29 protein-coding genes are annotated in these 25,854 nt (G+C 70.5%); 16 read left to right on the top strand and 13 right to left on the bottom strand.

Features of this window, described 5'->3' with window-relative positions:
- Position 1: 1 nt before the first annotated feature.
- Entirely contained in the window at positions 2-907 is a 906-nt protein-coding gene (locus tag R6U01_RS03725; RefSeq protein WP_410285117.1) for an MBL fold metallo-hydrolase, read from the top strand.
- A 55-nt stretch (positions 908-962) separates the two neighbouring features.
- Here the strand turns inward: R6U01_RS03725 and R6U01_RS03720 are convergent, their stop codons facing one another.
- Together R6U01_RS03720 and R6U01_RS03715 are read right to left on the bottom strand one after the other, a co-directional pair.
- Positions 963-1,583: an HAD family hydrolase gene (locus tag R6U01_RS03720; RefSeq protein WP_410285116.1), complete on the bottom strand. Its 621-nt coding sequence runs from the start codon at positions 1,581-1,583 to the stop codon at positions 963-965.
- 118 nt (positions 1,584-1,701) lie between these two features.
- Positions 1,702-2,184 (bottom strand): hypothetical protein, encoded by a 483-nt coding sequence (locus R6U01_RS03715; RefSeq protein WP_410285115.1) that lies wholly within the window; start codon positions 2,182-2,184, stop codon positions 1,702-1,704.
- A 150-nt stretch (positions 2,185-2,334) separates the two neighbouring features.
- On the opposite strand from R6U01_RS03715, the gene R6U01_RS03710 reads away from it, so the two are divergent.
- The 7 genes from R6U01_RS03710 to R6U01_RS03680 all read left to right on the top strand — a co-directional run bounded on the left by R6U01_RS03710 (position 2,335) and on the right by R6U01_RS03680 (position 6,730).
- Positions 2,335-3,225, top strand: coding sequence for a hypothetical protein (locus R6U01_RS03710; RefSeq protein ID WP_410285114.1), 891 nt, complete (start codon positions 2,335-2,337; stop codon positions 3,223-3,225).
- Between the two features lie 95 nt (positions 3,226-3,320).
- Positions 3,321-3,962 carry a halocyanin domain-containing protein gene (locus tag R6U01_RS03705; protein WP_410285113.1) on the top strand — a complete coding sequence of 214 codons (642 nt, stop codon included), beginning with the start codon at positions 3,321-3,323 and terminating at the stop codon, positions 3,960-3,962.
- Positions 3,959-4,348, top strand: a complete 390-nt coding sequence (locus R6U01_RS03700) for a hypothetical protein (RefSeq protein WP_410285112.1) — start codon at positions 3,959-3,961, stop codon at positions 4,346-4,348. Before R6U01_RS03705 ends, R6U01_RS03700 begins: the two co-directional genes overlap by 4 nt.
- Before the next feature lie 7 nt (positions 4,349-4,355).
- Positions 4,356-5,165 carry a cytochrome b gene (locus R6U01_RS03695; protein ID WP_410285111.1) on the top strand — a complete coding sequence of 270 codons (810 nt, stop codon included), beginning with the start codon at positions 4,356-4,358 and terminating at the stop codon, positions 5,163-5,165.
- 4 nt (positions 5,166-5,169) lie between these two features.
- Positions 5,170-5,958, top strand: a complete 789-nt coding sequence (locus R6U01_RS03690; RefSeq protein WP_410285110.1) for a cytochrome bc complex cytochrome b subunit — start codon at positions 5,170-5,172, stop codon at positions 5,956-5,958.
- A gap of 54 nt (positions 5,959-6,012) precedes the next feature.
- Positions 6,013-6,444 (top strand): hypothetical protein, encoded by a 432-nt coding sequence (locus R6U01_RS03685; RefSeq protein ID WP_410285109.1) that lies wholly within the window; start codon positions 6,013-6,015, stop codon positions 6,442-6,444.
- A gap of 4 nt (positions 6,445-6,448) precedes the next feature.
- On the top strand, positions 6,449-6,730 hold the full coding sequence (locus tag R6U01_RS03680) for a hypothetical protein (RefSeq protein WP_410285108.1): 282 nt from the start codon (positions 6,449-6,451) through the stop codon (positions 6,728-6,730).
- 317 nt (positions 6,731-7,047) lie between these two features.
- Here the strand turns inward: R6U01_RS03680 and R6U01_RS03675 are convergent, their stop codons facing one another.
- The 8 genes from R6U01_RS03675 to R6U01_RS03640 all read right to left on the bottom strand — a co-directional run bounded on the left by R6U01_RS03675 (position 7,048) and on the right by R6U01_RS03640 (position 14,147).
- Positions 7,048-7,491, bottom strand: coding sequence for a hypothetical protein (locus R6U01_RS03675; RefSeq protein WP_410285107.1), 444 nt, complete (start codon positions 7,489-7,491; stop codon positions 7,048-7,050).
- Positions 7,492-7,515: 24 nt separating this feature from the next.
- Entirely contained in the window at positions 7,516-8,283 is a 768-nt protein-coding gene (locus R6U01_RS03670) for an ATP-NAD kinase (RefSeq protein WP_410285106.1), read from the bottom strand.
- A gap of 58 nt (positions 8,284-8,341) precedes the next feature.
- Entirely contained in the window at positions 8,342-9,658 is a 1,317-nt protein-coding gene (locus R6U01_RS03665) for a M28 family peptidase (protein ID WP_410285105.1), read from the bottom strand.
- A gap of 59 nt (positions 9,659-9,717) precedes the next feature.
- Positions 9,718-10,380 (bottom strand): DUF420 domain-containing protein, encoded by a 663-nt coding sequence (locus tag R6U01_RS03660; protein WP_410285104.1) that lies wholly within the window; start codon positions 10,378-10,380, stop codon positions 9,718-9,720.
- Positions 10,381-10,536: 156 nt separating this feature from the next.
- The gene (locus tag R6U01_RS03655) at positions 10,537-11,589 is read right to left on the bottom strand and encodes an NAD(P)-dependent glycerol-1-phosphate dehydrogenase (RefSeq protein ID WP_410285103.1); all 1,053 of its coding nucleotides are present in this window, start codon (positions 11,587-11,589) and stop codon (positions 10,537-10,539) included.
- An 88-nt stretch (positions 11,590-11,677) separates the two neighbouring features.
- Positions 11,678-12,370 (bottom strand): LysE family translocator, encoded by a 693-nt coding sequence (locus tag R6U01_RS03650; RefSeq protein ID WP_410285102.1) that lies wholly within the window; start codon positions 12,368-12,370, stop codon positions 11,678-11,680.
- Positions 12,371-12,549: 179 nt separating this feature from the next.
- On the bottom strand, positions 12,550-13,209 hold the full coding sequence (locus R6U01_RS03645; protein WP_410285101.1) for a metal-dependent transcriptional regulator: 660 nt from the start codon (positions 13,207-13,209) through the stop codon (positions 12,550-12,552).
- A gap of 98 nt (positions 13,210-13,307) precedes the next feature.
- A complete protein-coding gene (locus R6U01_RS03640; RefSeq protein WP_410285100.1) occupies positions 13,308-14,147 on the bottom strand; it encodes a DUF2103 domain-containing protein in 840 nt (279 codons plus the stop codon).
- Between the two features lie 162 nt (positions 14,148-14,309).
- Here R6U01_RS03640 and R6U01_RS03635 point away from each other — a divergent pair, with 162 nt between their 5' ends.
- Positions 14,310-15,032: a hypothetical protein gene (locus tag R6U01_RS03635; RefSeq protein WP_410285099.1), complete on the top strand. Its 723-nt coding sequence runs from the start codon at positions 14,310-14,312 to the stop codon at positions 15,030-15,032.
- The gene (locus R6U01_RS03630) at positions 15,029-15,682 is read left to right on the top strand and encodes a hypothetical protein (RefSeq protein WP_410285098.1); all 654 of its coding nucleotides are present in this window, start codon (positions 15,029-15,031) and stop codon (positions 15,680-15,682) included. The genes R6U01_RS03635 and R6U01_RS03630 overlap by 4 nt, the downstream gene beginning before the upstream one ends.
- Here R6U01_RS03630 and R6U01_RS03625 read toward each other — a convergent pair.
- Together R6U01_RS03625 and aroA are read right to left on the bottom strand one after the other, a co-directional pair.
- Entirely contained in the window at positions 15,679-16,848 is a 1,170-nt protein-coding gene (locus tag R6U01_RS03625) for an ArsA family ATPase (RefSeq protein WP_410285097.1), read from the bottom strand. The genes R6U01_RS03630 and R6U01_RS03625 overlap by 4 nt on opposite strands.
- A 468-nt stretch (positions 16,849-17,316) precedes the next feature.
- Positions 17,317-18,678 (bottom strand): 3-phosphoshikimate 1-carboxyvinyltransferase, encoded by a 1,362-nt coding sequence (aroA, locus tag R6U01_RS03620; RefSeq protein WP_410285096.1) that lies wholly within the window; start codon positions 18,676-18,678, stop codon positions 17,317-17,319.
- A 182-nt stretch (positions 18,679-18,860) separates the two neighbouring features.
- Between aroA and R6U01_RS03615 the strand changes: the two genes are divergently transcribed.
- Positions 18,861-19,391: a multiprotein bridging factor aMBF1 gene (locus tag R6U01_RS03615; protein WP_410285095.1), complete on the top strand. Its 531-nt coding sequence runs from the start codon at positions 18,861-18,863 to the stop codon at positions 19,389-19,391.
- Positions 19,392-19,415: 24 nt separating this feature from the next.
- Here R6U01_RS03615 and R6U01_RS03610 read toward each other — a convergent pair whose 3' ends face one another.
- On the bottom strand, positions 19,416-20,219 hold the full coding sequence (locus R6U01_RS03610; RefSeq protein WP_410285094.1) for a DICT sensory domain-containing protein: 804 nt from the start codon (positions 20,217-20,219) through the stop codon (positions 19,416-19,418).
- Between the two features lie 200 nt (positions 20,220-20,419).
- On the opposite strand from R6U01_RS03610, the gene tpiA reads away from it, so the two are divergent.
- From tpiA to R6U01_RS03585, 5 genes are all read left to right on the top strand, one after another.
- Positions 20,420-21,064 carry a triose-phosphate isomerase gene (tpiA, locus tag R6U01_RS03605; protein ID WP_410285093.1) on the top strand — a complete coding sequence of 215 codons (645 nt, stop codon included), beginning with the start codon at positions 20,420-20,422 and terminating at the stop codon, positions 21,062-21,064.
- Between the two features lie 317 nt (positions 21,065-21,381).
- Positions 21,382-23,292: a molecular chaperone DnaK gene (gene dnaK, locus R6U01_RS03600; protein WP_410285092.1), complete on the top strand. Its 1,911-nt coding sequence runs from the start codon at positions 21,382-21,384 to the stop codon at positions 23,290-23,292.
- A gap of 101 nt (positions 23,293-23,393) precedes the next feature.
- Complete coding sequence (dnaJ, locus tag R6U01_RS03595) at positions 23,394-24,542, top strand: molecular chaperone DnaJ (protein ID WP_410285091.1); 1,149 nt, start codon at positions 23,394-23,396, stop codon at positions 24,540-24,542.
- A 69-nt stretch (positions 24,543-24,611) separates the two neighbouring features.
- Positions 24,612-24,932, top strand: a complete 321-nt coding sequence (locus R6U01_RS03590) for a cupin domain-containing protein (protein WP_410285090.1) — start codon at positions 24,612-24,614, stop codon at positions 24,930-24,932.
- A gap of 137 nt (positions 24,933-25,069) precedes the next feature.
- Positions 25,070-25,831: a hypothetical protein gene (locus R6U01_RS03585; protein WP_410285089.1), complete on the top strand. Its 762-nt coding sequence runs from the start codon at positions 25,070-25,072 to the stop codon at positions 25,829-25,831.
- The last annotated feature ends 23 nt before the right edge of the window (positions 25,832-25,854 follow it).

The raw sequence follows: 25,854 nt of genomic DNA, 5'->3' as shown, positions 1-25,854 counted from the left end.
GATGGCGGAACCGAAACCGGACCCCGGACCGCCGGTCAACCGCGTCCCGGTTCCGGTCGACACCCGCGCGCCCGGCGGGACCACGAACGCCTACGTCGCCGGGGGACTCCTCGTCGACCCGGCCGCCCGGACCGACGCCCTCGACGCCGCGGTCGGGGTCGGCGGAGGGACCGACGGCGGTCCGAGCGACGGCGAGCCGGGAGCCGCCGGTGTCGACGCGATAGCGGTCACCCACACGCACCCGGACCACGTCGGCGCGGTCGCCGCGTACGCCGATCGCGCAGACGCCCCCGTCTTCGCGCACGCCGACCACGTCGACCGGTTCGTCGCCGCGACCGGCGTCGAGCCGGACGGGACGTTCGCCGGCGGCGAGCGCGTCGGGGACACGCCCGTTCGCGCGGTCGACACGCCCGGCCACGCGCCGGACCACGTCGCCTTCGCGGTCGGACGCGTACGCGAAGACGGACGTGGCGACGGACGCGGAGGCGACGACGGCGAGAACCCTCCCGGCGTGCTCCTCTGCGGCGACCTCGCCGTGGCCGAGGGGAGCGTCGCGGTCGGCGCTCCCGAGGGCGACCTCCGCGGGTACCTCGACAGCCTCGAACGCGTCCGCGACGCCGGCTACGACCGGCTCTACCCCGGTCACGGTCCCGTGATCGACGACCCACGCGGGGTCTGCGACCGGCTGATCGAACACCGACTGGACCGCGAGCGGGCGGTCCTCGCGGCGGTCGAGGCCGGCGCGAGCGACGTGGACGGGGTCGTCGACCGCGCCTACGAGAAGGACCTGAGCGGCGTCGCGGACCTCGCGCGAACGACCGTCGTCGCGCACTTAGAGAAGCTGTTCGCGGAGGGACGGATCGACGGGGAGTGGGCCGACCGGCTCGGTCGCGAGCGCGGGAAGTGACGAGCCTCGACGCTGCGCCGGGGAACGAGCCTCGACGCTACCCCATGGATCCGCGCTACTGCTCGGCCCCGAGCTCGGCCGCGATCGCCTCCAGCGGCGTCTCCGTCACGTCCACGAACCGGCCCCCGACGTCGACGACGCCGCCGTCGGTGGCGGGGTCGTCGCCCACGTGGATCAGCGTCTCGGGCGCGACGTCGAGGGCGGCGGCCGCGGCCTCGAACGCCTCGGGGTGCGGCTTCCGCCACCCGCACCCGACGCTGGTCGTGACCGCGTCGAACTCGCCGCGGAGCCCGGCGCGGATCAGCGTCTTGGGGACGAGTTCCGGAACGGCGCAGTTCGAGAGGAGCCCCACCGGCCCCTTCGCGGCGGCGTCGCGGACGGCCTGCCGCGCGTCGTCGCGTCTGGTCACGTCCGGGTCGAACGCCGCGACGACGGCGTGCCGGACGACGTTCTCCGTCGCGTCGACGCCGCGGGAGGCGAGCGCGCGCGCGACGTGGGCCGGGAGGGGGACCTCCGCGCCCGCCGGGGCGTCCACGTGTCGCTCGCCGTACGCGACGTGCCAGTCGTCCGGGACGGCGACGTCGCGGGACTCCAGCTCGCGCGCGACGATCTCCGCGGGGTCGGACGGGTACTCGACGTCGACGAGGGTGCCGAACAGATCGAAGGTGACTGCCACGATACCGTCCCTTGGAGCAAAACGGGATTGAAGCTGTCGGTCGGAGAGGCGATCGACGGCGCCCGCCGCGCGTCGGCGGCCGAGTCGCGACGGGTGGGGAGCGTCGTCGGCCGCCCGGTCAGAGCATCGGGACGATGTGGATCGAGTAGAACCGATAGAGCCCCGTCACCCACGCGCAGAGCCAGAGTATCATGAAGCCGGCCACGCCGGCGCGGAGCCGAGCGCGCCAGTGGCTCATGTCCTCGTGGAGTTCGTCGATGTCGACGTCCGGGTCCTCGTACGCGTCGGCGTTGCGCTTCGCCTGGAAGATCCGGACGATACCCGTGAGCGCGAACGCCAGGAGCGCGTACGCCTGCAGTCCGAGGAACGCGTGGATCACCGCGAGCCCGGTCAGCCGCCGGAGGACCCGGGGGATCATCCACCCGACGATCGGGACGGTGGTCAGCGCCAGTCCGACGCCGATGTACCGCAGGTGGTGGGTGAGGACGTTCCAGCTCACGGTCTCGGCGTCGATCATGATCCACGCCCCGTAGAGCAGGAAGGGGAGGCTCATCGTCACCGACAGGCCGGCGAGCGCCGCCAAGACCGACTCGTCTACCATCGATCGACGCTTCGGGCTCCGGCGCGTAAAACTCCCCGATCCGTCCGTCGCCTCGGACGGCTTCCCCGCCGATTCGGTCGGCTAGGTCGATTCGGTCGGCGTCGAGCGCGGACGAAAACAGTTAGCGTCCGGAGCGCGTACGGTCGCACGATGGAGGACACCTCGACGGGATCGGAGTCGGAGCCGAGGCCGGGGCGGGCGCCGGACGCATCCGACGACGGGGCGTCCCGCGACGGCGACCCGCCCGAAGACGGAGGCGACGCGGCCGTCGAGGGCGGTGACGCGGACGCGGCGGACCGCGGGGACGCCGACGCGGACGCTGCCGACGAGCTCGACGAACTCAGGCGACGCGTCGAGGCGGAGTACGACTTCGACGACTTCGGGCCGTCGGACATGGCCCGGATGAGCGCGGAGGAGTGGGACGCCGCCTTCGACCCCGACACGTGGATCACCGGCGACCGCCTGCTCGAGCGCGCGGAGGCGGAGCTGAAGTCGCGGATCGCCCGTCGGGATGTCTTCGGCGTGTTGGAGCGCGTGCGGGCCGACGGCGAGGAGCGGCTTCTCGTCTACTCCGATGAGGGGTACGCCATCGTCCGCCCGACCGGCGAGGTGGCCGGGCAGGGAACGGTGCTGCGCGACATCGAACCGATCGTCGCGCTGGCGGCGATGGAGTCGTACGACGTGCCCGAGCCGCCGGACGACTGGTCGCTCCCGCACCCCGACACCGTGCCACAGGGCTCCGGCGAGTTCGGGAACCTCATGGTCCAGGTGATCGCGATCGTCCAGGTGCTCGCCGGCGTGGCGCTGTTGGCCGCCACGTTCCTCACCGACCTCAACACGATCGTCGCGCCCGCGATGGGGATCGTGTTCCTGCTCATCGGGCTCTTCCTGTTCGTGATGGTGGCGAACGCGCGGCTCTCCGATCGGTTCCGCTCGGAGGAGTACCGCGAGCGGCTTCGCGCCCTCCGCGAGGCGAAGGAGCGACCCGACTTCGTCCCGGTCGAAGGAGGGGTCGTAGACGAGGAGGAGCTCGACGAGTAAAGAGCCGTTATCGAGGGGTAGAGCCCCTGTAAACGCTTCCACGCGGACGAGTTCAGTCGGTGGGTTTAAGCGCACGCCGTCCTGAGTGAGCCTGTATGAAAAGGCGGGAATTCGTGCGGACGGCCGGCGGTGCGACCGCGGCGACCGCGGCCGCCGTCGGGACGACCGGAACGGCCGCCGCACAGGAGCAACAACCGGACTGGCCGAGCGGCGCCAGCGACGGGAACCTCGGAGAGTACGTGGACGCTCGCGGCGAGAGCGAGGTGACCGTCGAGGTGGGCGCGGACGACGACGGGCTCGCCTTCGACCCGACGCTGCTGTGGGTGGACACGGGCACGACGGTCACGTTCGAGTGGACGGGCGACGGCGGCGCCCACAACGTGGTGACGGTCGACGGCCCGGCCGAGCTGGACAGCGGCGACCCGGTGGACGAGGAGGGCGAAACCTACGAGGTCGAGCTGGGCGAGGACGCGGCCGGCATCACCCACTACCACTGCGTCCCCCACGACGCGGTCGGGATGCACGGCGGCATCGCCGTCGGCGAAGACGTCGAGACCACCGAGGTTGGCGGCGCGTCCACCGGCTGGCCGGAGAACATCGCCCACGTCGGAGTGCCGCTCCACGCGCACTGGGTCGGGATCGCCGCGATTCTGGGCATCTCGCTCACCTTCGTGTTCACGTTCTACCTGTTGAAGTACGGCGAGTCGGCCCACACCGGTCACGGGGGTAACCAATGAGCTCCGGCGGCTCCTCGTACGGGGACATCCACCGGTACGAGCCGGCCCGCGAGAGCACGGCCGCGGCGATCGCGATCGTGCTCCTCACGATCATCGAGGTCGTGTTCGTCGGACTGTTCGTCTATGGGCTCATGTCCGCGTGGGCGTCGACCGAGTTCGGGAACATGTACACCGGCGCGCTGTTGGCGATGATCTTCATCGACCTCGCGTTCATCCTCCTGTTGTACCGCAAGGAATTCCTTCCGGACGTGATGATCGTGAAGAAGCGTCGTCGCAAGTGGGAGGACCTCTACGTTCGCGAGGAGGACAAGGACGGCACCGGCATCGACACCGGCAGTGCCATGGAGACGGTCAAACGGGCAGTCTACCCGTACTACAAGAAGTAACCCGACAATGAGCCTCAAAAAACAAGACGAGATGGACCACAACGCGTGGCTCAAAACGCAGGATCTGACGGTCATCGAGACCGCGTTCCTCACCACGCTCATCTGGCTGGACAAGCGGCTCCGCATCGTCGACTACCTCGAACTGCTGGAGACGATGTACTACCGCGCGAACCTCCAGATGCCGAAGAGCCACACGGAGCAGTACGACCTGGACAACAAGTTCTGGTACTGGTACCCGCTGTACTCGCTCGGATCGCTGTCGATCATCGCGTATCTGGTCGCGGCGATCTCGGGCGCGCTGCTCGGATTCTACTACTCGCCGTCCACCGCCGGCGCCGCCGCGCAGGGCGACCCGACGGCGGCGTACGACTCGCTCGTGTTTATCATGACGGACGTGCAGTTCGGCTACATGCTCCGCTCGATCCACCGCTGGTCGGCCCAGTTCATGGTCGCCGCGGTGTTCCTGCACATGCTCCGCGTGTACTTCACCGGCTCCTACAAGGAGCCCCGCGAGGTCAACTGGATCCTCGGAATCGTCCTCATCGGCCTGACGCTGCTGTTCGGCTTCTCCGGGTACGTGCTCCCGTGGAAGCAGCTGTCGTTCTGGGCCGCGCAGATCGGCGTCGAGATGGCGCTCGCGACGCCCCTCGTGGGCGAGTGGGCGGCGCAGCTCCTGTTCGGCGGCTTCACGCTCGGACAGGCGACGCTCGTGAGAATGTACATCCTGCACGTCTTCGTGCTGCCGTTCGTGGTGACCGGCCTCATCGCGCTCCACGTCGGCATCGTCTGGGTGCAGGGGATCGCCGAGCCGCACTAATCCAATGACTGACGACACCACCCCACTGACGGACGGAGGCACCGACGAGGAGGCGCGCACCGACGGCGGACCGCCGGCGACGGTCCCGCCGGACGACGAGACCCCGACCTGGAGCGAACGCAAGGAGCACTCCAGCGGGCTCGCACAGCTCACCTACCAGTACTTCGAGCGCTCCCGGCGCGAGGACGAGGACCTCCGCGCGGAGTCGACGTACGTCGAGCGCGACGTGCTCGGCTTCCCCACGTGGCCCCACGAGACGATTCGTAACCTCGCTATCACGAGCTTCTTCGTCGGGATCATGATCCTCGTGTCGGCGCTGATGCCGGCGCACTTCGGCGAGCCGGCGAACCCCGGGTCGACGCCGGCGATCATCCTGCCCGACTGGTACCTCTACTGGTCGTTCGGCCTCCTGAAGCTCGACCCGCTTAACCCGGATCTGGCGGTGCTCGGCGGGAACATCGTCATGTCGAACGAGCTGCTCGGGATCGTGGCTCACGGGATCGTCTTCGGCGTCATCACGCTCGTGCCGTTCCTCAACAAGGGGAGCGCGCGGCGTCCCGTCGAGCAGCCGTTCTGGGCGGCCGTCGGCGTGGCCGGCGTTATCCTGTCGTTCACGCTCGCGGCGCTCGCGATCCAGAACTTCTTCCCGATCTCGCTCGACCTGCTGCTCACGCTGACGTTCATGCTCCCGCTCGTCGGAGGAATCATCACCTACGCGGTGTTGAAGACGATGCGTGAAGGGTACATGTACGACCTGAACCGGCGGTACTACATGCTGCGGCCGCCGAAGTAACGGCAAAGAGTCGCGACCGGCGCTCCGCTTTCCCGCCCGTCGACCACCAGTTCGATGTCATCACCAACCGATCACGACGACGCACAGGCGTTCGACGAGACGGGCGATCCGATCGCCGCTGACGAGCAAGAGGACCCGCGAGACGAGCCGACGGGCCCGCGGATCGGCCCCGACGGACGCGAGGTGGTGGTCCCGTTCCGTCTGTACAAGGCCGTCACCGTCTTTTCGACGCTCGCGGCCGTCGTCGCGTACCTGATCGGGTTCACGCTCGTCGACGCCGCGACGCTGCAGATAAGCTTCGTCCGGACGACGGTCGTCTATATCCTGAACAGCGCCGGACTCTATCCGTCACAGGACGTGCTGGTCGCCGTGCTAGCGATAACGGGAATCGTCTTCATCATCGCGGGGACGGCGGTGTACGTCCTCGGGACGCGGTTCCGCGGCCAAGGGATGGGAAAGTCTCAAGACGACTCCGGCGAATCGTGAAGTAATGGCAGACGAGTTCATGAAGGGCTTCGCGCTGTTCACGCTCGGTGGCCTCGGCTGGCTCACCTTCGGTGGATGGTACCGGACGCCCTCGTACTACGACGTCGTGCAGCTGGTCAACCCGCCCGAGGGCATCGAAAGCGCCTACGGGGAAATCGGTCTCATCGCCGGCGACGCGTTCTTCTGGGTGATGATCCTCGGGGCGCTCACGTTCTGGGTGTTGATCCCGGCGAGCCGCGAACTGCGCGACGCCCTCGACGACGACGACGCAGACGCCGCGAACTAACAGGCGGTCTCGTTTTACTGTCGGAGCGGTCGCCGCCGAGCGCGTCTCGCGGCGTTCCGTCCACCGTGTCCTCCGCGACGCCGAGGTCACGTCCCGTGAGCCCGTCCGACGACAGGCGGCGGGCAGACGCGGCGTCGCGAGAGAGAGGGCCAAGCGGCGAACGGACGCGTCGTCGCGAGAGACGGGACCACAGGCGGCGAGCACGCGAGCGGGACGCCACGACGGAGCGAAGCGACACGGAAGCGCGAACGATCGTGAAGGGGAGGGGCCGCGGACGGGAGGGAGACGTCGGTCGCGGGAGTTCCGGCGGTCGCCGTCTACGCGACGACGAACTGGTTCCAGATGCCCGAGACGAGGAACCACAGGGAGTAGTAGGCGGCGAACACCAAGACGAGCAGCGACGCCGCAATCGAGCTCTTCGGGGCCTCGATCGGCATGTCGTTTCGCGCCTCGACGTTGCGCGCCTCCAACTCGAAGAGGTCGGCGATCAGCATCGTGATCACGAGCACCGAGAGGATAACACCGCTCACGGGCGCGACGGGCACGAACAGGAAGCTCAACAGCACGAGCCCGATGTTCGTGAACGCGTGCGGCGTGTACGGTTCGACCTCGTCACCGTCGGTTCCCTGTTCGACGTGACTTCGGTACGCGATGTGTCGCGTCGCGAGGTTCGCGACTGCCATGACGAGTATCGCGTACGGCAGCACCGGTCCGACGGCGGACAGCCAGCCGAGGGGAACGAGGAACTGCAGTGGGTCCATATCGACACATCCGGTCACGAGTTATTAGAGTGTTTCCGATCGTCGCGCTCGACCCGCGTCGGCGAGCGTCACGAGCGTGACTCGCTCGGTGGCCTCGATCGCGACGGACCGGTGCGGCGTGACGACGCCGCGCTCTCGCCCGTCGACGACGAGCGCGACCGACTCCGTCTCGCGCTCGACGGAGAGGGAGAGGCGGCTCGCGACGATCCGCGCGTCCGTTCGGGTGCTGAACGGGGCGATCGGCGTGACGGCGAGTCCGGCACCGGGTTCTACGACCGGACCGCCGGCGGCGTTGGCGTACCCGTCGCTCCCGAGCGGCGTCGCGACGACCACGCCGTCGGCGCGGAACGAGTCGTCCGGCCCGTCGGTGAAGTCGACCGCGAACTCGGAGATGCGAGCGGGCTCGGCGGTGACGAGCGCGACGTCGAAGGCGGCGCGCCGCGTCGGTCCGTCCCCCGCGTCGACCGCGAGGATCGGGTGCGCGGCACGCTGGACGCCGTCGACGGGCGGGTCGTCGACGTGCTCGTCGCCGCGGAGCGCCGCGTCGATCAGCGTTCGAACGCGCCCCTCCGCGTCGTCGGCGTCGACCGCGAGCCGCCGCGAGCCGACCGGAATCACCGGCGCGTCCGGGGCGTCGAGGAGCACGTCGCGGAGGGCGTCGTCGCCGACCGCGACGACCACGTCCGCGACGGACCGCTCGGCGGACCGGTAGGGGGAGCGCCCGAGGGCCTCCCGGAGCGCCGCCGCCCGATCGTCGCCGACGACCGCGACGCGCCGTTCCGACGGTTGCATACGCGATGGGTGCGGTCGGCGCGCGTGAAAACCTCCCGGTTCTCGGCTGGGGCTGCTCCTAGAACGGCCAGTCGCCCGTGATCTTCATCCCGGTCGCTTTCCCTTCGCGTTCCAGCGCCCCCGCGATCTCCTCGCGGTCTCGCCGCTCGGTGGTCACCGACTCGTCGGCGAGCTCGACGACGAGTTCGGTCAGCAGGATCGCCTGCTCGCGAAGGTTGCGGGACTCCAGCTTGTCGAGCGTGTCGGCGCCGGTGTGGCCCCAGCCGCGGCCGCGTCCCTCGGTCTCGCCGGAGACCATGTACCCCGGGATCCCGCGCTCGACGAACGGCCAGTGGTCGCTGTGAGGCACCAGCTCTTCGCCGAGCGTGATCGGGTGATCGAAGCGGTCGCTCACGCGCTCTCCCGCCGCCTCCAGCGCGTCGAAGCCGTGGTGGTCGAGCTTCAGCGTGCGGCCGAACACGTTGCTGTCGACGTTGACGACGGCCGCGACTCGGTCGGGGTCGACCTCGTCCGCGAACAGCGAGGAGCCCACGAGCCCCACCTCCTCGGCGCCGAAGCCGACGAACCGAACGCGCCGGTCGAGCTCGTCCTCGCGGGCGGCGAGGGCGGTCGCGACCTCGACGATCGTGGCCGTTCCGGCCCCGTTGTCCATCGCGCCCTGCGAGATGTCGTGGGCGTCGACGTGCGAGGAGACGACGAGGAACTCGTCGGTGTCGGGGCCGAGCTCGGCAACCGCGTTCCCGCTGGTCGCGTCGGCGATCTCGCAGTCGACCGCAACGGTCAGGTCGTCGCCCTCGTGCCGGCGGGCGAGCCGCGCGCCGGTCTCCTTCGAGACGCCGACCGCGGGAATGTCGCCCACGGGCGCGTCCGCCGTGCCGACGCTGCCGGTCGGCGGGAGCGTCCCCTCGACGTGGTTCGCGAAGACGAAGGCGGCGGCATCGGCCTCGACGGCGTGATAGTACTTCTCGCGGCGGTGGATGAACCGGTCGACGGAGTCGGGGGTGTCCGAGGAGACCATCACGACCTTGCCGTCGAGGTCCCCCGCGAAGTCCTCGGGGACGCCGTAGCCGAGGTCGACGAACTCGCCGGTCGCCTCGCCGCTCGGGCTTCGCGGGAGCGCGATGCAGGCGTTCATTCCGCTGGCGACCGGGTCGTCGCCGCGACGGATCGCGCTGTTCCCGCGCTCCCAGCCCTGTATCTCGAACACCTCGATCCGGGCGTCCCGCGCGCCGGCGTCGGCCAGCGCGTCGCGCGTCAGTTCCAGTCCCTCGCGCTCGCCGTCGGTGCCGGCCATGCGGCTCCCGACGTCGACGAGGGCTTCGAGGTGCGTCCAGCCGGCGGCGCTCGTGAAGGTGTCGCCGATCCAGTCGGTCATGCGTGTCGGTGCGGCGGCGGCTAATCAAGCGTTTCGGTGGCGGCGGCCGGTGCCGGAGTTTATAAACCGGGAACGAGCGGAAGCACGACCGACGCGGCCTCGGCGGCCGCGAACGTCGAGTCGTAGAGGTGATTTAAAAGGAGATAGGTGACGACGCCGAGCACGAGCGAGAGGATCCACGCGCTCGCCGCGATCCGCCCGACGCGGCGATGCGGGGTCTCGTTCCGCAGCTCGCGCTCCGTGTGGGTGAGTCCCAGGACGATCGCGTAGAGGACGACGGGCACGGAGACGACGGAGAGCAGGATGTGGATCGCGAGCATGATCAGGTACGCGGGATACACCCACTCCCACAGCGGCACCCAGCCGTACGAGGAGTCCAGGACGAACTCCTTCGTCCCGCCGCCCGCCACCTTCGGGAGGTACATGGCGAGGAACACGAGGATGAGGGCAAAAGAGGTGGTCATCGCCGCGGCGTGTTTCTTCACCTCGTCGTTGCGGATCCAGTACCAGCCGAGCGAGAGCGTGACGATCGCGACGGTGTTGACGGCGGCGATGGCGTGCGCGAGCAGGTCGACGGTACCCCGGGTCAGCGTCGGGAACAGCGCCTGGAACTCGGGAACGAGGAACACGCCGCCGACGGCGCCGTAGCCGACGATCGTGAGGAGTACGGTTATCGCGCCGGCCCGCTCCTTGGCCCGGTCGCGAACGCTGGCGGTGGACATACAGGTGGTTGTCGCGGGACGGTTATTTCGCTTTCGAGGACGAGACGAGCCGCCGGCCGTCAGGGGTGAAGAGTCGCGGCCGTCAGGGCTGCCCAGGGTGCCGGGGCCGCCGCGGGCGCCTGGGCCGCCGCGGGCGTCGAGGCCATCGCGGGCGCCTCACCGCTCGATGACGCCCGTCGCCGTCGCGACCTCGATGGCGGCCTCCTCGTTGATCCCGCCCTGGAGGATCGTGTAGCGGTCGCGGATCTCGTGGGCGGTCGTCAGCGCGGCGAGCAGCTCCTCGTCGTCGACGCCGAGCTCGGCCGCGGTCGTCGGGGCGTCGAGCTCCGCGAGCGCCTCGCGGATCGCGCTCCACCGCCCGTTCTCGCCGCTGTGGAGGTACTCCGTCATGATCGATGCGACGCCGACCTGATGACCGTGAAGCGCCTTGCCGGGGGCGATCCGGTCGAGCTGGTGGGAGATGAGGTGCTCCGCGCCGGAGGCGGGCCGAGAGGAGCCCGCGATCGACATCGCGACCCCGGAGGAGACGAGCGCCTTCACGACGACCCACGACGACTCCTCTAAGCCGGGCCGGATCATGTCGGCGTTCTCGACGAGGAGCTCGGCGGTCATCTCCGAGAGCGCGCCGGCGTACTCGCTGTACTCGACGTTGCGGAGCCGCTGGGCGAGCCGCCAGTCCTTCACGGCGGTGTAGTTGGAGATGATGTCGGCACAGCCCGCGGTGGTGAGTCGCCACGGCGCGTTGGCGAGCAGCGTCGTGTCCGCGACGACCGCCAGCGGCGGGTCGGCGGCGACCGAGTGGCGCGTGTCGCCCTCGGGGATCGACGAGCGCCCCGAGACGATCCCGTCGTGGGAGGCGACCGTGGGGACGGAGACGAAGCCGACGCCGAGGTGGTCGGCCGCCATCTTCGCGATGTCGATCGGCTTCCCGCCGCCCAACGCGATCAGGTAGCCGGGGTCGACGTCCTCGGCAGTCTCGGTGAGCCTCTCGACCGCGTCGAAGGAGGCGTCCTCGACGACGGCGGTCGCCGGGTCGTCGAACTGCGCGCGCACCCGGTCGCCGGCGATCTCGTTCGGCGTCGGGCTCGTGACGATGAGCGGCCGTCCCGTGAGGTACAGCTCGCCGACCGCGGCGCCGAGGTCGTCGATCACGCCGTGACCGACGAGCACGTTGCGCGGGAGCTTGATCCACGTGGACTTCTCGAACATACCGGGGGGTCGGGCTCGCGGGGCAAAGCCGTTGCCCATGCGGTTCGCGGACTCGGCGTCGTCGCGCGAAACTCGTTCACCGACCCCGTCACCACGCGAGGACCGTCGTCGCGGCGTTGTACAGGAAATAAAGGCCGAACCCGCCGAGAACGACTGCCGACCCGACGGCGATGACCGGGCCGATCGCCTGGATGCGTTTCTCGGCCGCGACGAGGCTCACGGGAAACAGCGTCACCCAGCTCACCACGCCGATGAAGAACCCGCCGAGCAGCGCGGGCGACCCGGTCGAGACGACGAGCGCGCCCGCGAGGCCGTCGCCGACGACCGGGAGCGGCGCGAGGATGTCGAGCTCGCCGGGGCGTAACATCCCGACGCCGACGGTGAGCCAGAACAGCACCTGAAACGGATTTGTCAGTGCCAGCGCGAGCGCCTTCCTGAATCCCTTCCCCCCCTCGATCATGGGATCAGTGCCGGAGGTGGGCCGGAAGGACGCGCGCGCGTCCCGGGCCGTGCCGACCGCAAAGTAACACATCAGACCCCCGCCCACGGCGATCATGGCGGTCTGGAGCCGCGGGACGGACCGAACCACCGAGACCACGCCGAGGTACGCGAGCACGAAGAAGATCGCGTCCGCGGTCGCCGCGCCGAGCCCCGCCCGGACGCCGGCCGCGCGGCCGCGCAACACCGACTCCTCTGCGATGACGGCGTTCATCGGGCCGGGCGGGGCCGCGAGCGCGAGACCGAAGACGATCCCCGCCGCGAGCGTCACGAGGAGATTCACACCGCTGGAGACGGCCGGTTTCATAAAAAAGTCCGCGAAGGAACGGTGGGCGTCAGTGTCGGGGGACCGACACCAATGAACGGAAATGTACTCGGCGGTCGTCGGAGGGGACCTGCAGCGGGACGACGACGCGACTCGGACGATGACACGACTCGGACGACGACGCGGCCCGGTAGCGCTCAGTCCGCGTCGTCGACGCGGATCGACCGTGCGACCTCCGCCGGCAGGCTCTGTTCCCCGGTCGGCGTCGCTACGGTGACCATGCCGAAGGGAGCGACGTCGACGACCTCGAGTTCGGTCCCGGGGGTTATCCCGGCGTCGGCGAGGTAATCGAGTTCGGCCTCGTCGCGGTCGGACACCCGCCTGACGACCAGGCGGTCCCCTTCGACGTGGTCGGAGAGCCGCGGGCCGCTCCCCTCGTCGACGGGTTCGAGGTCGGCTCCCGGAATCGGGTCGCCGTGGGGGTCGACGGCGGGGTCGCCGAGCGCCTCGGCGACGCGGCGCTCGAACTCCTCGGAGATGTGGTGTTCCAGGGCGTCGGCCTCGTCGTGGACCTCGCTCCAGTCGTAATCGAGCCGGTCGGCGAGGAACGCCTCCAGCAGCCGGTGGTGGCGAACGACCTCCAGCGCGACGACCTCGCCCTCCGCCGTGAGCTCCGCGCCCTGATACGGCTCGCGCTCGACGAGCCCGCGGTCCTCCAGCTTTCCCAGCATGTCCGTGACCGACGGAGAGGTCTTCTCGAGGTACTCCGCGATCGCGGACGTCGAGACGGGGGGCCCCTGCTCCGATTGGAGGACGTAGATCGCCTTCAGATAGTCCTCCATGACGTCGCTGAGCATTTATAAGGAATCGCGGTCGGCGACTCAAATACCTACCGGGAGTCGCCGGCCACCATCCGGCCGCGAGCGAGCGCGACGCTCCCGTCGCCGACGGTCGATCAGGTGTCCTGCAGTCCCGCCTCGCGCAGCGCCTCGTTGAGGTCCTCGCGGACGCGCTCGCCCGTCTCGCGGTCCATCGCGGTGGTGACGATCCGGTTCTCCTGCACGCTGGAACCGTCGCGGAGGAGCAGCCGGACGTTCCCGTTGGTCCCGGCGCGCGTGGCCTTCGCGCGGAGCCCGGTCCGCGAGCCGGTGCCGCCGGCGTCGATGGGCCCCGGGACGATCTTCTTGACGTGGGGGTGTTGTGCGACCGCGCTCACCGCCTTCCGGCCCTTGCGGTCGCCGATCAGCGTCGAGTGGGAGCCGCCGACCTTCTCGCGCGGCGGGGTCTCGACCACCTCCAGCGCGCGGTCGCCGCGTCGGTCGAGCACCCACGCGACGACGGGGCTCAGGTCGCGGTTCGCGGTCGCGTTGTCGCGGCGTCCGTCTGCGCCCTCGCCGTGGTTCGCGTTCCGGTCGCGCGGGCGACTCGCGTTCGAACCGCCTCCCGCGTCGGTCCGCGCGTCGGGCACGCGGTAGAACTCGTGGTGGACCTGCGCGCGCGTCTCGCGGAGCGGCTCCCGCGCACCGGCCGCGTAGACCGTGTCGGGTCGCTTCCGACGGATCTCGTCGGCGACCCGACCGGCGAAGTTGCGGAGCTGGATCTCGGTGAGCTGTTCGTCGCTCTCGGGACGGGTCGTCACCGTCGTCTCGCCGACGACCTCGTCCTCGTCGAGCATCGTCAGGTGTGCGCGGTCCTCGGCGAACTCGACGACGACGGCGTCGGCGTTGGCGGTGTTGCAGGTGAGACAGTAGTCTCCGGGCTTGCGGAGCGGGGTGCCACACCGCCGACAGTTCATACCGGACGGAGGCGCGTGGCGGGTAAAAGCGCGTCCGTTCGTCGCGCGGTGAGCGTGTCCCTTCGTCGCGCCGCGAGCGCGTCCGTTCGCCGCGCCACGGCGGCGGGCCACCGCCTTCCCCGGAGGCGACCCATATTAGTGGGGGCCGGCCTGAGGAACGGTATGGACACCGACCGATCCGCCGCGGACGCCCCGGACGGGGACGCCGGGGCGGAGTTCGACGGGGCTGGAGCGGGGTCCGACGGCCCCGGTCCGACCGATTACGAACCGGACATTCCAGACGGGGACGCGATCGAGGACCGGCTGGCGCGGCTGTTTCAGAGCGGACGGACGAACGCACTGGTCGCGTGGGCGATGATAGCGGTGCTCGTCGGCGCCTTCGTCGAGAACCTGCTCGCGTTCGACCTCCTCCCGATGGTCCTCGTCGCCGCCATCACCGCCGTCGTGGTCGCGCCGGCGGTCGCGGCGCGGGACCCGCGAGTGATGCCCCCGTGGGAAGTCCTCGGACTCGCGTTGTTGCCGGTGTTGGTACGTACGCTCCTCGGGGGCGAACTGGGGACGTTCGCGACGTACCTCGCGATCGCCGCGTTCGCGCTGATCGTCACGGTCGAACTCCAGATGTTCACCACGCTGCGGGTCACCCACTGGTTCGCGGTCCTGTTCGTCGTGCTGACGACGATGGCGACGGCGGCCGCGTGGACGGTGCTCCGGTGGAACGCCGACCGACTGCTCGATACCGCCTTCCTGACGACGAACGAGGCGCTGATGATCGAGTGGATGTACGTGACGCTGGCCGGGGTCGCCGCCGGCGTCCTCTTCGACGCCTACTTCCGGCGTCGCGGAGCGCGGTTGCGTCGCGCCATCCGGTGGGTGGTGCGCCGATGAGCGTCCGCGGGGCCTTCCGCGCTCGCCCGTCGCTGCGGACCCAGCGGCGGCTCACCAGAGGGATGCAGGTCACGCTCGTCGCCATCGTCGTCTACGGCGCGGCGTTCGGCCAGCCGAAGGCGATCACCAACGGCGGGCTCGGCCTCTTCGTCACGTTCGTGCCCGCGCTGGTCGAACGCAACTACGAGATCCCGCTCGACCCGTGGCTCGGCGTGTGGATCACGACGGCGGTGTTCCTCCACACGTTGGGGTCGGCGGGGTTCTACGCGCAGATCCCGTGGTGGGACCACCTCACGCACGCGCTGTCGGCGTCGCTCGTCGCGGGCGCGGGATACACGACGCTGCGCGCCATCGACCTCCACAGCGACGAGATCCGGATCCCGTCGCGGTTCGCGTTCGTCTTCATCCTGGTCGTGGTACTGGCGTTCGGCGTCGTCTGGGAGCTGTTCGAGTTCGGGCTCGACATCGTGTCCGCCGAGACGGGGATCTCGATGCCGCTGGCGCAGTTCGGGCTCGACGACACGGTCCTCGACCTGACGTACAACTCCGTCGGCGCGCTGATCGTGGCGACGTTCGGACAGGCGCACCTCACCGGCGTCGCGGAGCGGGTTCGGGAATCGCTGTACGGAGCGTTAGATGAGCGGTCCTAGCGGAGGCACGCCGCCACGACCCGCAGCGCGTCCTCGCCGCGGACCTCGTTCGCGAGCAGCGGCACGCGCTTCACGTCGCGGCCGCGGAACAGGTCGGTGGCCCGCCGGAGCGCGGCCTGCTGGACCTCCCAGCGCCGCGCGCAGAACTCGCAGGTCTCCGGGTTCGGCTCGACGATCCACGCGGGGTCGACGTCGGCGACGTCCCCGACGCCCTCCATCACCCGGTTGACGACGAGCGTGCGCACCGGAATCCCGAACTCGTCGAGGCGGGCGACCAGTCGCTCCGACTCGACCACGCTCATCTCCTCCGGGATCGTCACGACGCGGAAGTCGGTCTGGTCGGGGTCCCGCAACACGGCCCGGAGGCGCTCGATCCGCTCCTGGAGCTCGTCGAGGTCGGCGGAGGGGTCGGCGGCGTCGTCCCCGCCGCCGAACATTCCCTTGAGCCCCTCCATCATCCCGGAGAAGCGGTTCCGGAGCTTCATCACGCGGCCGATCATCGAGTCCATGATCTCGGGGAGCTGGAGGAGTCGGAGGGTGTGACCGGTCGGCGCGGTGTCGACGATCACCCGATCGAAGCGCGGGTCGTCGAGGTACTCCAGCAGCTGGCGCATCGCGGCCGCCTCGTCCGCGCCGGGCATCGTCCCGCCGAGCAGCGAGCCGAGCCCCTCCTCGGTTCCATCGTCGTCGGGGCCGCCCATTCCGCCCATGGCCTCGCCCATCCCACCCATCGCGTCGCCCATCTCGCCCATCCCGCCGAGCGGGTCGCCGTCGGCGCCGAACATCCCCTCCTCCATCGCGTCGTCCGGGTCGATCTCCGCGGCGTACAGCGGCATGTCCTCGTGGATGCGCGTCGGTTCCGCCGGGATCTCCGTCTCGTAGGTGTCCGAGAGGGAGTGGGCCGGGTCCGTGGAGACGACGAGGGTCCGGACCCCGCCCGCGGCCGAGGAGAGTCCGGTCGCGGCCGCCATCGTCGTCTTGCCGACCCCGCCCTTCCCGCCGTAGAGGACGTACTCGGGGGCGTCGACGCCCTTCGGGAGGTCCGTGGCGTCCGTCTCGGCCGGGAGATCAGCGTCTGAGTCGGTCCCGTGATCGGCGTTCTCGGGGTGATCGGCGCTCTCGGGGTCCTCGACGCGATCCACGGGTTCGACGTCGATGTCGTCCATACCCGGTCGTGGGCGCGGCGTGTTTGTGTACCCGTCGGTATTGCGAGGGAGATCGGCGGGATTCGGGTCGTGGAAGGGAGGCGACCGGGAAGACCGTCGTCGCTCTCGACGGAAACACCTCCAAAGCCCCAGCCGCTCGCTTATAAGCCGTTGAACTCAGTACCGCGACGAGCGCTTCCAAAGCCCCAGCCGCGACGACTCGCGCGGCTTGCTGCGCTCCTCGTCACTCGCTCCGCTCGTTCCTGCGGTGCTTACTGCGCCGTGCTTCGTCCTCGCGGCTGCCCCTTTGAGTCCCGCCCTCCACCCAGCCTCACACCTCCCCAGCCTCGCGGCTCCCTTCGGTCGCCGCGTCCCTCGCGCGTGCTCCTCGCGGCCGCCGATGGCGGCCGCTCACAGGCACGCGCCACCGCACCGCGATCTGTATATAACTCGTGGTCAGTCCCGTCTGGCGGGACTTATATACCGCGTCTACTCGATCGCGCCGTCGCGCTCGACGGCCATCCCGAGGTCGGCCATCGCGTCGAAGAAGCCCGGGAACGAGACGTCCACGTGCTCGCCGCCGCGGATCGTCGTGGTGCCCTCGGCGGCGAGCGCGGCCACGGCGAGCGACATCACGATCCGGTGGTCGGCGCGGCCGTCGACGGTCGCCCCCCGCAGGTCGCTCTCGGCGCCGTGAATCGTGAGCACGTCCGGCTCCTCGGTCGTCTCGGCGCCGAGAGCGTCCAGCTCCTCGGCCATCGCGGCGACGCGGTCGGTCTCCTTGTACCGGACGTGCTCGCAGTTCGTGATGCGGGTGTCGCCGTCGGCGACCGCGCCGAGCGCGGCGATGGTGGGGAGGAGGTCGGGCGTGTCGCCCACGTCGACCTCGACGCCCGAGAGGTCGGAGCGCCGGACGGTGATGACGCCCGCATCGCGGTCCCACTCGATGTCGGCGCCCATGCGCTCCGCGATCTCGACGATCGCAGCGTCGCCCTGCGCGCTCGGGCGAGCGCCCTCGATCCGGACCGCGTCGCCCGGCTCCGCGGCGACCGCCCCGGCCGCGACGAGATACGAGATGGAGGAGAAGTCGCCGGGGACGGCGTAGCTGCCGCCCGCCGGCGCGTACGACTGACCGCCCTCGACGACGAACCCCGCCGCGCCGGCGGCGCCGTCCAGCGCCTCCCCGTCGGCTCCCACGGGGGTCGCCTCGACGCCGAAGTCCTCGAGGAGTTCGAGCGTGATGTCGACGTACGGCGCCGACTTGAGGTCGGTCGTCAGCTCGACTTCGATCCCGCGGTCGGTGACCGCGCCGGCCATCAGCAGCGCGGTGACGTACTGCGAGGAGACGTCGCCCGGGATGGCGACCTCGCCGCCCGCGAGGGGACCAGAAATGACTAGCGGCGCTCGCCCGTTGCCGCGGGTCGACTCCGCGCGCACGCCGAGGTCGCCGAGGGCCGCGAGGAGCGGCCCCTGCGGGCGCGACCGGAGCGATTCGTCGCCCGTCAACACCGTCGTGCCGTCGGCGAGCGCGGCCGCGGCCGTGACCAGCCGCATCGTCGTCCCGGAGTTCGCGCAGTCGATCACGTCGTCGGGGACCGCCGGCCGGCCGTCGAAGCCGTCGACGACGAGCGCGTCGGCGTCGGCGATTCGCTCGCCGGACTCCGGCTCGACCGCGCCGCCGAAGGCGGTCACGGCGCGGGCGGTCGCCCGCGTGTCCGCGGAGACGAGCGGGGACCGGACGGTCGCGCCGTCGCTGTACCCCGCGGCGAGCAGCGCGCGGTGCGTGTAGCTCTTCGAGGGGGGCGCGCGGGTCGTCCCCCGCACGGTCGAGTTGGTGACGTGGACGTCCATACCGTCCCTGCCGGCCGCGGCGACAAGTCGGTACCGGACGCGGCACGATTGGGCGGACGGCCGGGCCGGCCGCTCTCGGACGGTCCGCGTCGGCGCGGGAGGGCGCCCCCGTCGGTCGGGCCGCGCTTCCGTCGCCGCCGTCCGGCGCACCCTTTATACGAGCGGGAGCGTTACCGTCGCGTATGCCCCAGTGTGAGATGTGTGGCGCCGACCAGGCCTCGCTGACGACGACGAAGGTCGAAGGCGCCGAACTGGAGCTGTGTAGCTCGTGTACGGACTTCGGCACCGAGGTCCGCGACGAGTCGACCGGCTCCGGCGGCAGCAAGTACTCCACGAGCTCGAGCACCGGGAAGTCGTCGTCCGGGTCGTCCGGGTCGTCCGGGACCGGCGGGTCGTCGGGCGGGTCGACGCGTCGGCGCGACATGTTCGACGACATGGAGGAGATCGCCACCGACTACGACGACCGGATCCGGAACGCCCGCGAGTCCCGCGGGCTCAGCCAGGAGGAGCTGGCCGACCAGCTCAACGAGAAGGCCAGTCTCATCCGCAAGCTGGAACGCGGCGATACGCTCCCGACCGACGAGGTCCAGCGGAAGCTGGAGCGCGCGCTCGACATCTCGCTCGTCGAGGGCGAGTCCGTCGAGGACGCCGACTGGGACAGCGGCGACTCGGGGACCATGACGCTCGGCGACGTGGTCAAGCGGAAGGACTGAGCCCGCACGCGACCGCCGCCCCCTTTACTCCCCGCGTTCTCCGACGTCGTCCGTCGGTTCGATCTCGCCGTCGTCCGTGGCGTAGCGCTCGGTCAGGTACTCGATGATGTGATCGACCGTCTCGGGGTCGTAGCTCCAGAAACCGAAGAACTCGCCGGGCGCGCGCTCCTCGGCCAGCAGCGCGCACTTCGCGTCGTCGTAGCCGCCGCCGTCGTACGCGACGAACCACGTCTCGCGGATCTCGGCGGTCTCTCCGACGTGGACGGTGTAGTGTTCGACGGCCGGCGGGTCCCCTTCGTTGGCGGCGTACGCGTGGACGCTGAGCCGCTCTTTCTCGCCCAGCAGGTCGTACGTGTCCGCCTCCCCGGTGAGGACGTCGAGGGTCTGGAACCCCGCGTGGAGTTCGCCGTCTCCGACGCGCCACGCGCGGTCCTCGATCTCCCGCGACGCGGCGACCATGTCGTCGCGGGAGTAGGAGGTGAACATCGTCTCGTCGAGGTGGTCGAGGATCGGCGCGCCGACCCGTCGCCGATCGCGCGCCCCCGTCTCGTCCGGCGCGTCCCCGTCGGGCGGGGCGTCGGTGGCCGCGCCCGGCGCGCCGTCGACGCCGGGGAGGAGTTCGTTCACGGTGACGGCGGTGACGAACGCGCCGTCCCGCGAGAGGACGGCGTACCCGTCCGGCCCCTCGTCGGTCCGTTCCTCCACGATTCGGACGTTGCGGTCGGCGAAGTGCTCGCGGAGCTCCTCCGTGACCGCCGGGTCGGCGTTGAAGACGGTCAGCGTGGGCTCGTTCGCCTCCACGCCGGCGATGAGCTCGATGAGGGACATTGTGCTCGTTCCGACCCACAGTACCGGAGTATAAGGTCGTTTATGCTCCAGACAGTGTGACGGTCGAATCGGTGAGCCTCATCGCCGCGCTCGGCACGGGAACGGCGAGGGGAGAGGCGAGCCGACGCGGGACGTGACGTGGAACCCGGCGCGCGGCCGAAGCATGAAGCTATTTGCGCCCGCGGCCCCCGAGTGGGGGTATGTTCATCCTGGTGAATCTCAAGGCGTACCCGTGCGATCCGATCGAAGTCGCGACCGCCGCCCGCGACGTCGCCGAGGCGTCCGGCGCTCGGATCGCCGTCTCCCCGCAGGCGGCCGACCTCGCTCGCGTCGCGGACACCGGCGTCGAGACGTGGGCCCAGCACGTCTCGCCGAACGACCACGGCTCTCACACCGGGTCGACGCTCGCGGAGGCCGTCGCCGACAACGGCGCCGAGGGGACGCTCGTCAACCACTCCGAGAAGCGCCTGAAGCTCGCCGACGTCGACGGCTCCGTCCGCGCCGCCGAGCGCGCCGACCTGGAGACGATCGTCTGCGCGAACAACCCCGCGCAGGTCGGCGCGGCCGCCGCGCTCGGTCCCGACGCCGTCGCCGTCGAGCCCCCCGAGCTCATCGGCGGCGACGTCTCCGTCTCGACGGCCGACCCCGGCATCGTCGAGGACGCGGTCGCGGCCGCCGACGCGGTCGACGCCGACGTCGACGTGTTCTGCGGCGCCGGCGTCTCGACCGGCGAGGACGTGGCCGCCGCGGGCGACCTCGGCGCCTCGGGGATCCTGCTCGCCTCCGGCGTGGCGAAGGCCGACGACCCGCGAGCGGCGCTCGAGGACCTGGTCTCCGGGCTCTGAGCGCGGCGCTCCTTCCGAAATCGTCACGGCGGCCGACGGGTCGGATCGGACCGATCCGTACGGCGACCGACGGGTCGGATCGGACCGAACCGTACGGCGACCGACGAATCGGATCGGGCCGATCCGCACGGCGACCGACGGACCTCCCCCCACCGGCGGCGGACGCGAGTTCCTGCGCTTGCGGATCTGTATAAAGACATCGGTGCGAGCCGTTCACACGATCATCGAAACCGCACGACCTAGGCGGGATAGGCTGGTCACCGAGATCGCGTCGTCTAGTAACCTTTAACCGACACAAGCCGCTACCTTTGGCTAAGATGGCGAGCAACAAGATCCTCGGTATCGACCTCGGTACCACCAACTCCGCGTTCGCGGTGATGGAGGGCGACGAGCCCGAGATCATCGCGAACGCGGAGGGCGACCGGACCACGCCCTCCGTCGTCGCCTTCGCCGACGACGGCGAGCGGCTCGTCGGGAAGCCGGCGAAGAACCAGGCCGTCCAGAACCCCGACCGCACGGTCCAGTCGATCAAGCGGCACATGGGCGAGGACGACTACACGGTCGAGATCGGGGACGACGAGTACACCCCCGAGCAGATCTCGGCGATGATCCTCCAGAAGATCAAGCGCGACGCCGAGGAGTACCTCGGCGACGACGTCGAGAAGGCCGTGATCACGGTCCCGGCGTACTTCAACGACAAGCAGCGGCAGGCGACGAAGGACGCCGGCGAGATCGCCGGCTTCGACGTCGAGCGCATCGTCAACGAGCCGACCGCCGCCTCCATGGCGTACGGCCTCGACGACGAGTCCGACCAGACCGTCCTCGTGTACGACCTCGGGGGCGGCACGTTCGACGTGAGCGTCCTCGACCTCGGGGGCGGCGTCTACGAGGTCGTCGCCACGAACGGCGACAACGACCTCGGCGGCGACGACTGGGACGAAGCGCTCATCGACCACATCGCCGACGAGTTCCGGAACGATCACGGGATCGACCTCCGCGAGGACCGGCAGGCGCTCCAGCGGCTGAAAGACGCCGCCGAGGAGGCGAAGATCGAGCTGTCCAACAAGAAGGAGACGACGGTGAACCTCCCGTTCATCACCGCGACCGACAGCGGCCCGGTCCACCTCGAACAGTCGATCACCCGCGCGACGTTCGAGAACCTCACCTCGGACCTCATCGAGCGCACCGTCGGGCCGACGGAGCAGGCGCTCTCCGACGCCGGCTACGACAAGGGCGACATCGACGAGGTCATCCTCGTCGGCGGGTCGACCCGGATGCCGCAGGTCCAAGAGAAGGTCGAAGAGCTCATCGGGCAGGAGCCGAAGAAGAACGTCAACCCGGACGAGGCGGTCGCGCTCGGCGCGGCGATCCAGGGCGGCGTCCTCTCCGGCGACGTCGACGACATCGTCCTGCTGGACGTCACCCCGCTCTCGCTCGGGATCGAGGTGAAAGGCGGGCTCTTCGAGCGGCTCATCGAGAAGAACACCACCATCCCGACCGAGGAGTCGAAGGTGTTCACCACCGCCGCCGACAACCAGACCTCCGTCAACGTCCGCGTCTTCCAGGGCGAACGCGAGATCGCCAACGAGAACGAGCTGCTCGGCGCGTTCCAGCTCTCCGGCATCCCGCCGGCGCCGGCCGGAACCCCGCAGATCGAGGTCTCGTTCAACATCGACGAGAACGGCATCGTCAACGTCGAGGCCGAAGACCAGGGCTCGGGCAACGCCGAGTCGATCACCATCGAGGGGGGCGTCGGCCTCTCCGACGAGGAGATCGAGGAGATGCAGGAGGAAGCCGAGAAGCACAAGGAGGAGGACGAGGCCCGTCGCGAGCGGATCGAGGCCCGTAACGAGGCCGAGACGACGATCCAGCGCGCCGAGACCCTCTTGGAGGAGAACGAGGAGGACCTCGACGAGGACCTCGTCGGCGACATCGAGGACGCGATCGAGGACGTCGAGGAGGTCCTCGAGGACGAGGACGCCGACACCGAAGAGATCGAGTCCGCCACCGAGGCGCTCACGACGGAGCTCCAGGAGATCGGCAAGCAGATGTACGAGGGACAGGCCGCACAGGCCGGTCCGGGCGGCGCCGGCGGCGCGGCCGGCGGTCCGGGCGGCATGGGCGGCGCGGCCGGTCCCGGCGGCGCGGCCGGCCCCGGCGCCGACGGCGACGACGAGGAGTACGTCGACGCCGACTTCGAGGACGTGGACGACGACGAAGACGAGTAGTCTCTCGCGCCGGTTCCGGTTCGCGCCGTCCCGGGCCTCCGCCCGCGGACGGACCCCTTAACACGACCCAGCCACGAACGACCCAACAACGAACGTAACGCATGAGCGAGAACTTTTACGACGTCCTCGGCGTGTCGCGGGACGCCAGCGAGGAGGAGATCAAGAAGGCGTACCGTAAAAAGGCCGCCGAACACCACCCCGACGTCAGCGACGACGACGACGCGGAGGAGCGGTTCAAGAAGATCCAGAAGGCCAAGGAGGTACTCACCGACGAGGAGAAGCGCCGCCAGTACGACCAGCTCGGCCACGACCGCTTCACCGAGGCCGACAAGCGGGGCGCGACGGGCGGCGGCGGCCCCGGCGGCGCGGGCGGCCCCTTCGGCGGGGCCGGCGGCGCCGGCGGCTTCGAGGACATCTTCAACCAGTTCTTCGGCGGCGGCGGGGGCCGCGGCGGTCGCGACAACCGCCCGCGACAGGGTCGCGACCTCCGGACGGGCCTCACGATCGACCTCGAGGAGGCGTTCGAGGGCGCGACCAAGGAGGTCACGCTCACCCGGCCGACGACCTGCGACACCTGCGACGGCGCGGGTCACCCGCCGGACGCCGACGTCCAGACGTGTCCCCAGTGTAACGGGCGCGGACAGGTCCAACAGGTCCAGCAGACGCCGCTCGGCCGCGTCCAGCAGACCTCCACGTGCCCGCGCTGCGAGGGCGAGGGCGAGCTGTACAGCGAGGACTGCCCCGACTGCGGCGGCGACGGCGTCGTCCGCGAGGAGGCCACGCTCTCCGTGGAGATCCCGGCGGGGATCCGGTCCGGGCAGAGCCTCCGGATGGAGCGCGAGGGCGCCCCCGGAGAGAACGGTGGCCCCAACGGCGACCTGCTGATCGAGGTCGACGTCGACGTGGGCGACCGGTACGAGCGCGACGGCGACGACCTCCGCGTGAAGGAGGCCGTCTCCTTCCCGCAGGCCGTCTTCGGCGACACGATCGAGGTCGAGACGGTCGACGGCACCGTCGAGATGGACGTTCCCGCCGGCACCCAGAGCGGCGAGACGTTCCGGCTCCAAGGGAAGGGGATGCCCCGGCTGCGCCGGCGCGGTCGCGGCGACCTCTACGTGCAGGTCGGCGTCGTGATCCCGGACTCGCTCAACGAGAAACAGCGCGAGGCGCTGGAGGCGTTCGCCGAGGCCGGCGGCGAGGACATCGACGTCGGGGGCGGCTTCTTCGAGCGGCTGAAGGGCTCCTTCTAGGCGAGTGACCCCGCAGCGGGAACTCGCCCGACCCGTAGTTTTTCCGGCGAGCGCCGCGTACCGCGGAGTATGGGCTACGACACCACCGCCTACGACGACGTGGAACCGCGCGCGCCGGGAATGTACTTCCTCCGCGACGCGCTCGGCTGCGAGAACCTCGGCGTCACCGTCGTCGAGGCCGACGACGGCTGGGAGGGGATGGAGCACGACCACGGCGACGCCGGACAGGAGGAGGTGTACGTGCTGCTCCACGGCGCGGCGACGCTGACCGTCGACGGCGAGCCGGTCGAGCTCGGCCCCGGCGATGCCGTCCGGGTCGACGCCGACTCGACCCGCGACTTGGCCTTCTCCGCCGACGGCTCGAAGATGGTCATCGCCGGCGCGCCCTGAGGGCGGGACTCGCTCGGCGACACCCCGGCGCGAGCGCGGCGCTATCTCCCGCCGCCGCGAGCGCGGCACCGTCTCCTGCCGGCGCGACCCCGGCCGCACTCCGCGTTTTTAAGTCTCGGCCGCTCCGAGCCTCGGGCATGGACGTCGTCGGCGATATCCTCGCGCGCGACCGGCGGAGCCGCGACATCGCGCTCGTCACGCCGGACGGGCGCGAGCGCACGTATCGGGACCTGATAACGAACGCGTACAAGGCGGCGAACGTGCTGCGCTACCTCGGCGCGCGGGAGGGATCGACCGTCGCCGTCGAGCCGGCGCCCGGCCTCCACACGACGCTCGGCCTCCTCGGCGCGGCCGGACTGGGCGCGCCGGTTCGGTTCGACCCCGCGGCGGGGATCGAGCGCGGCGACCGCGTCGTCCTCGTCCGCGTGGCCGACGAGTCGACGACGGAACCGGCGCCCGGCACCAGCCTCGCCGTTTTCGGCGGTCCGCCGGAGCGACCCGAGACGACCCACTGGGAGCAGGAGCTGTGGAGCGAGAACCCCGGTATGCCGCCGAGCGCGGTGGGGCCGGACGACCCCGTCCTTCGCGGGGCGGAAGGTGGCGACGGGTCGAGGGACGCGGCGCCGGACGGAATCGGCGACGTCTCCCACCGCCAGCTCCTCGACGCCGCCGCGTCGGTCGTGGACGAGCACGGACTCGGTCCGGGCGACAGGGTCGTCCTTCGCGGCGGGCTCGCGGAGCCGCGGGCGCTCGCCGCGGGGGTCGTCGCGCCGCTCGCTGTCGGTGCGACGGCCGTCCTCGCGGGCGACGGCGAGAGCGAGGACGAACCGACCGCGACCGTGGAGTGGGCCGGCGGCGACGCGCGGCCGGTGGCGCTTCCGCCGCTCGGCGGCCGGTAGGAGGGAAACGAAGCGGCGAGCGC

The sequence above is a fragment of the Halorubrum sp. genome (assembly GCF_046498025.1).
In the GTDB taxonomy this organism is placed as follows: Archaea; Halobacteriota; Halobacteria; order Halobacteriales; family Haloferacaceae; genus Halorubrum.
Note: the sequence above shows the minus strand (reverse complement) of the source record. Positions and strands in the feature narration are given on the sequence as shown.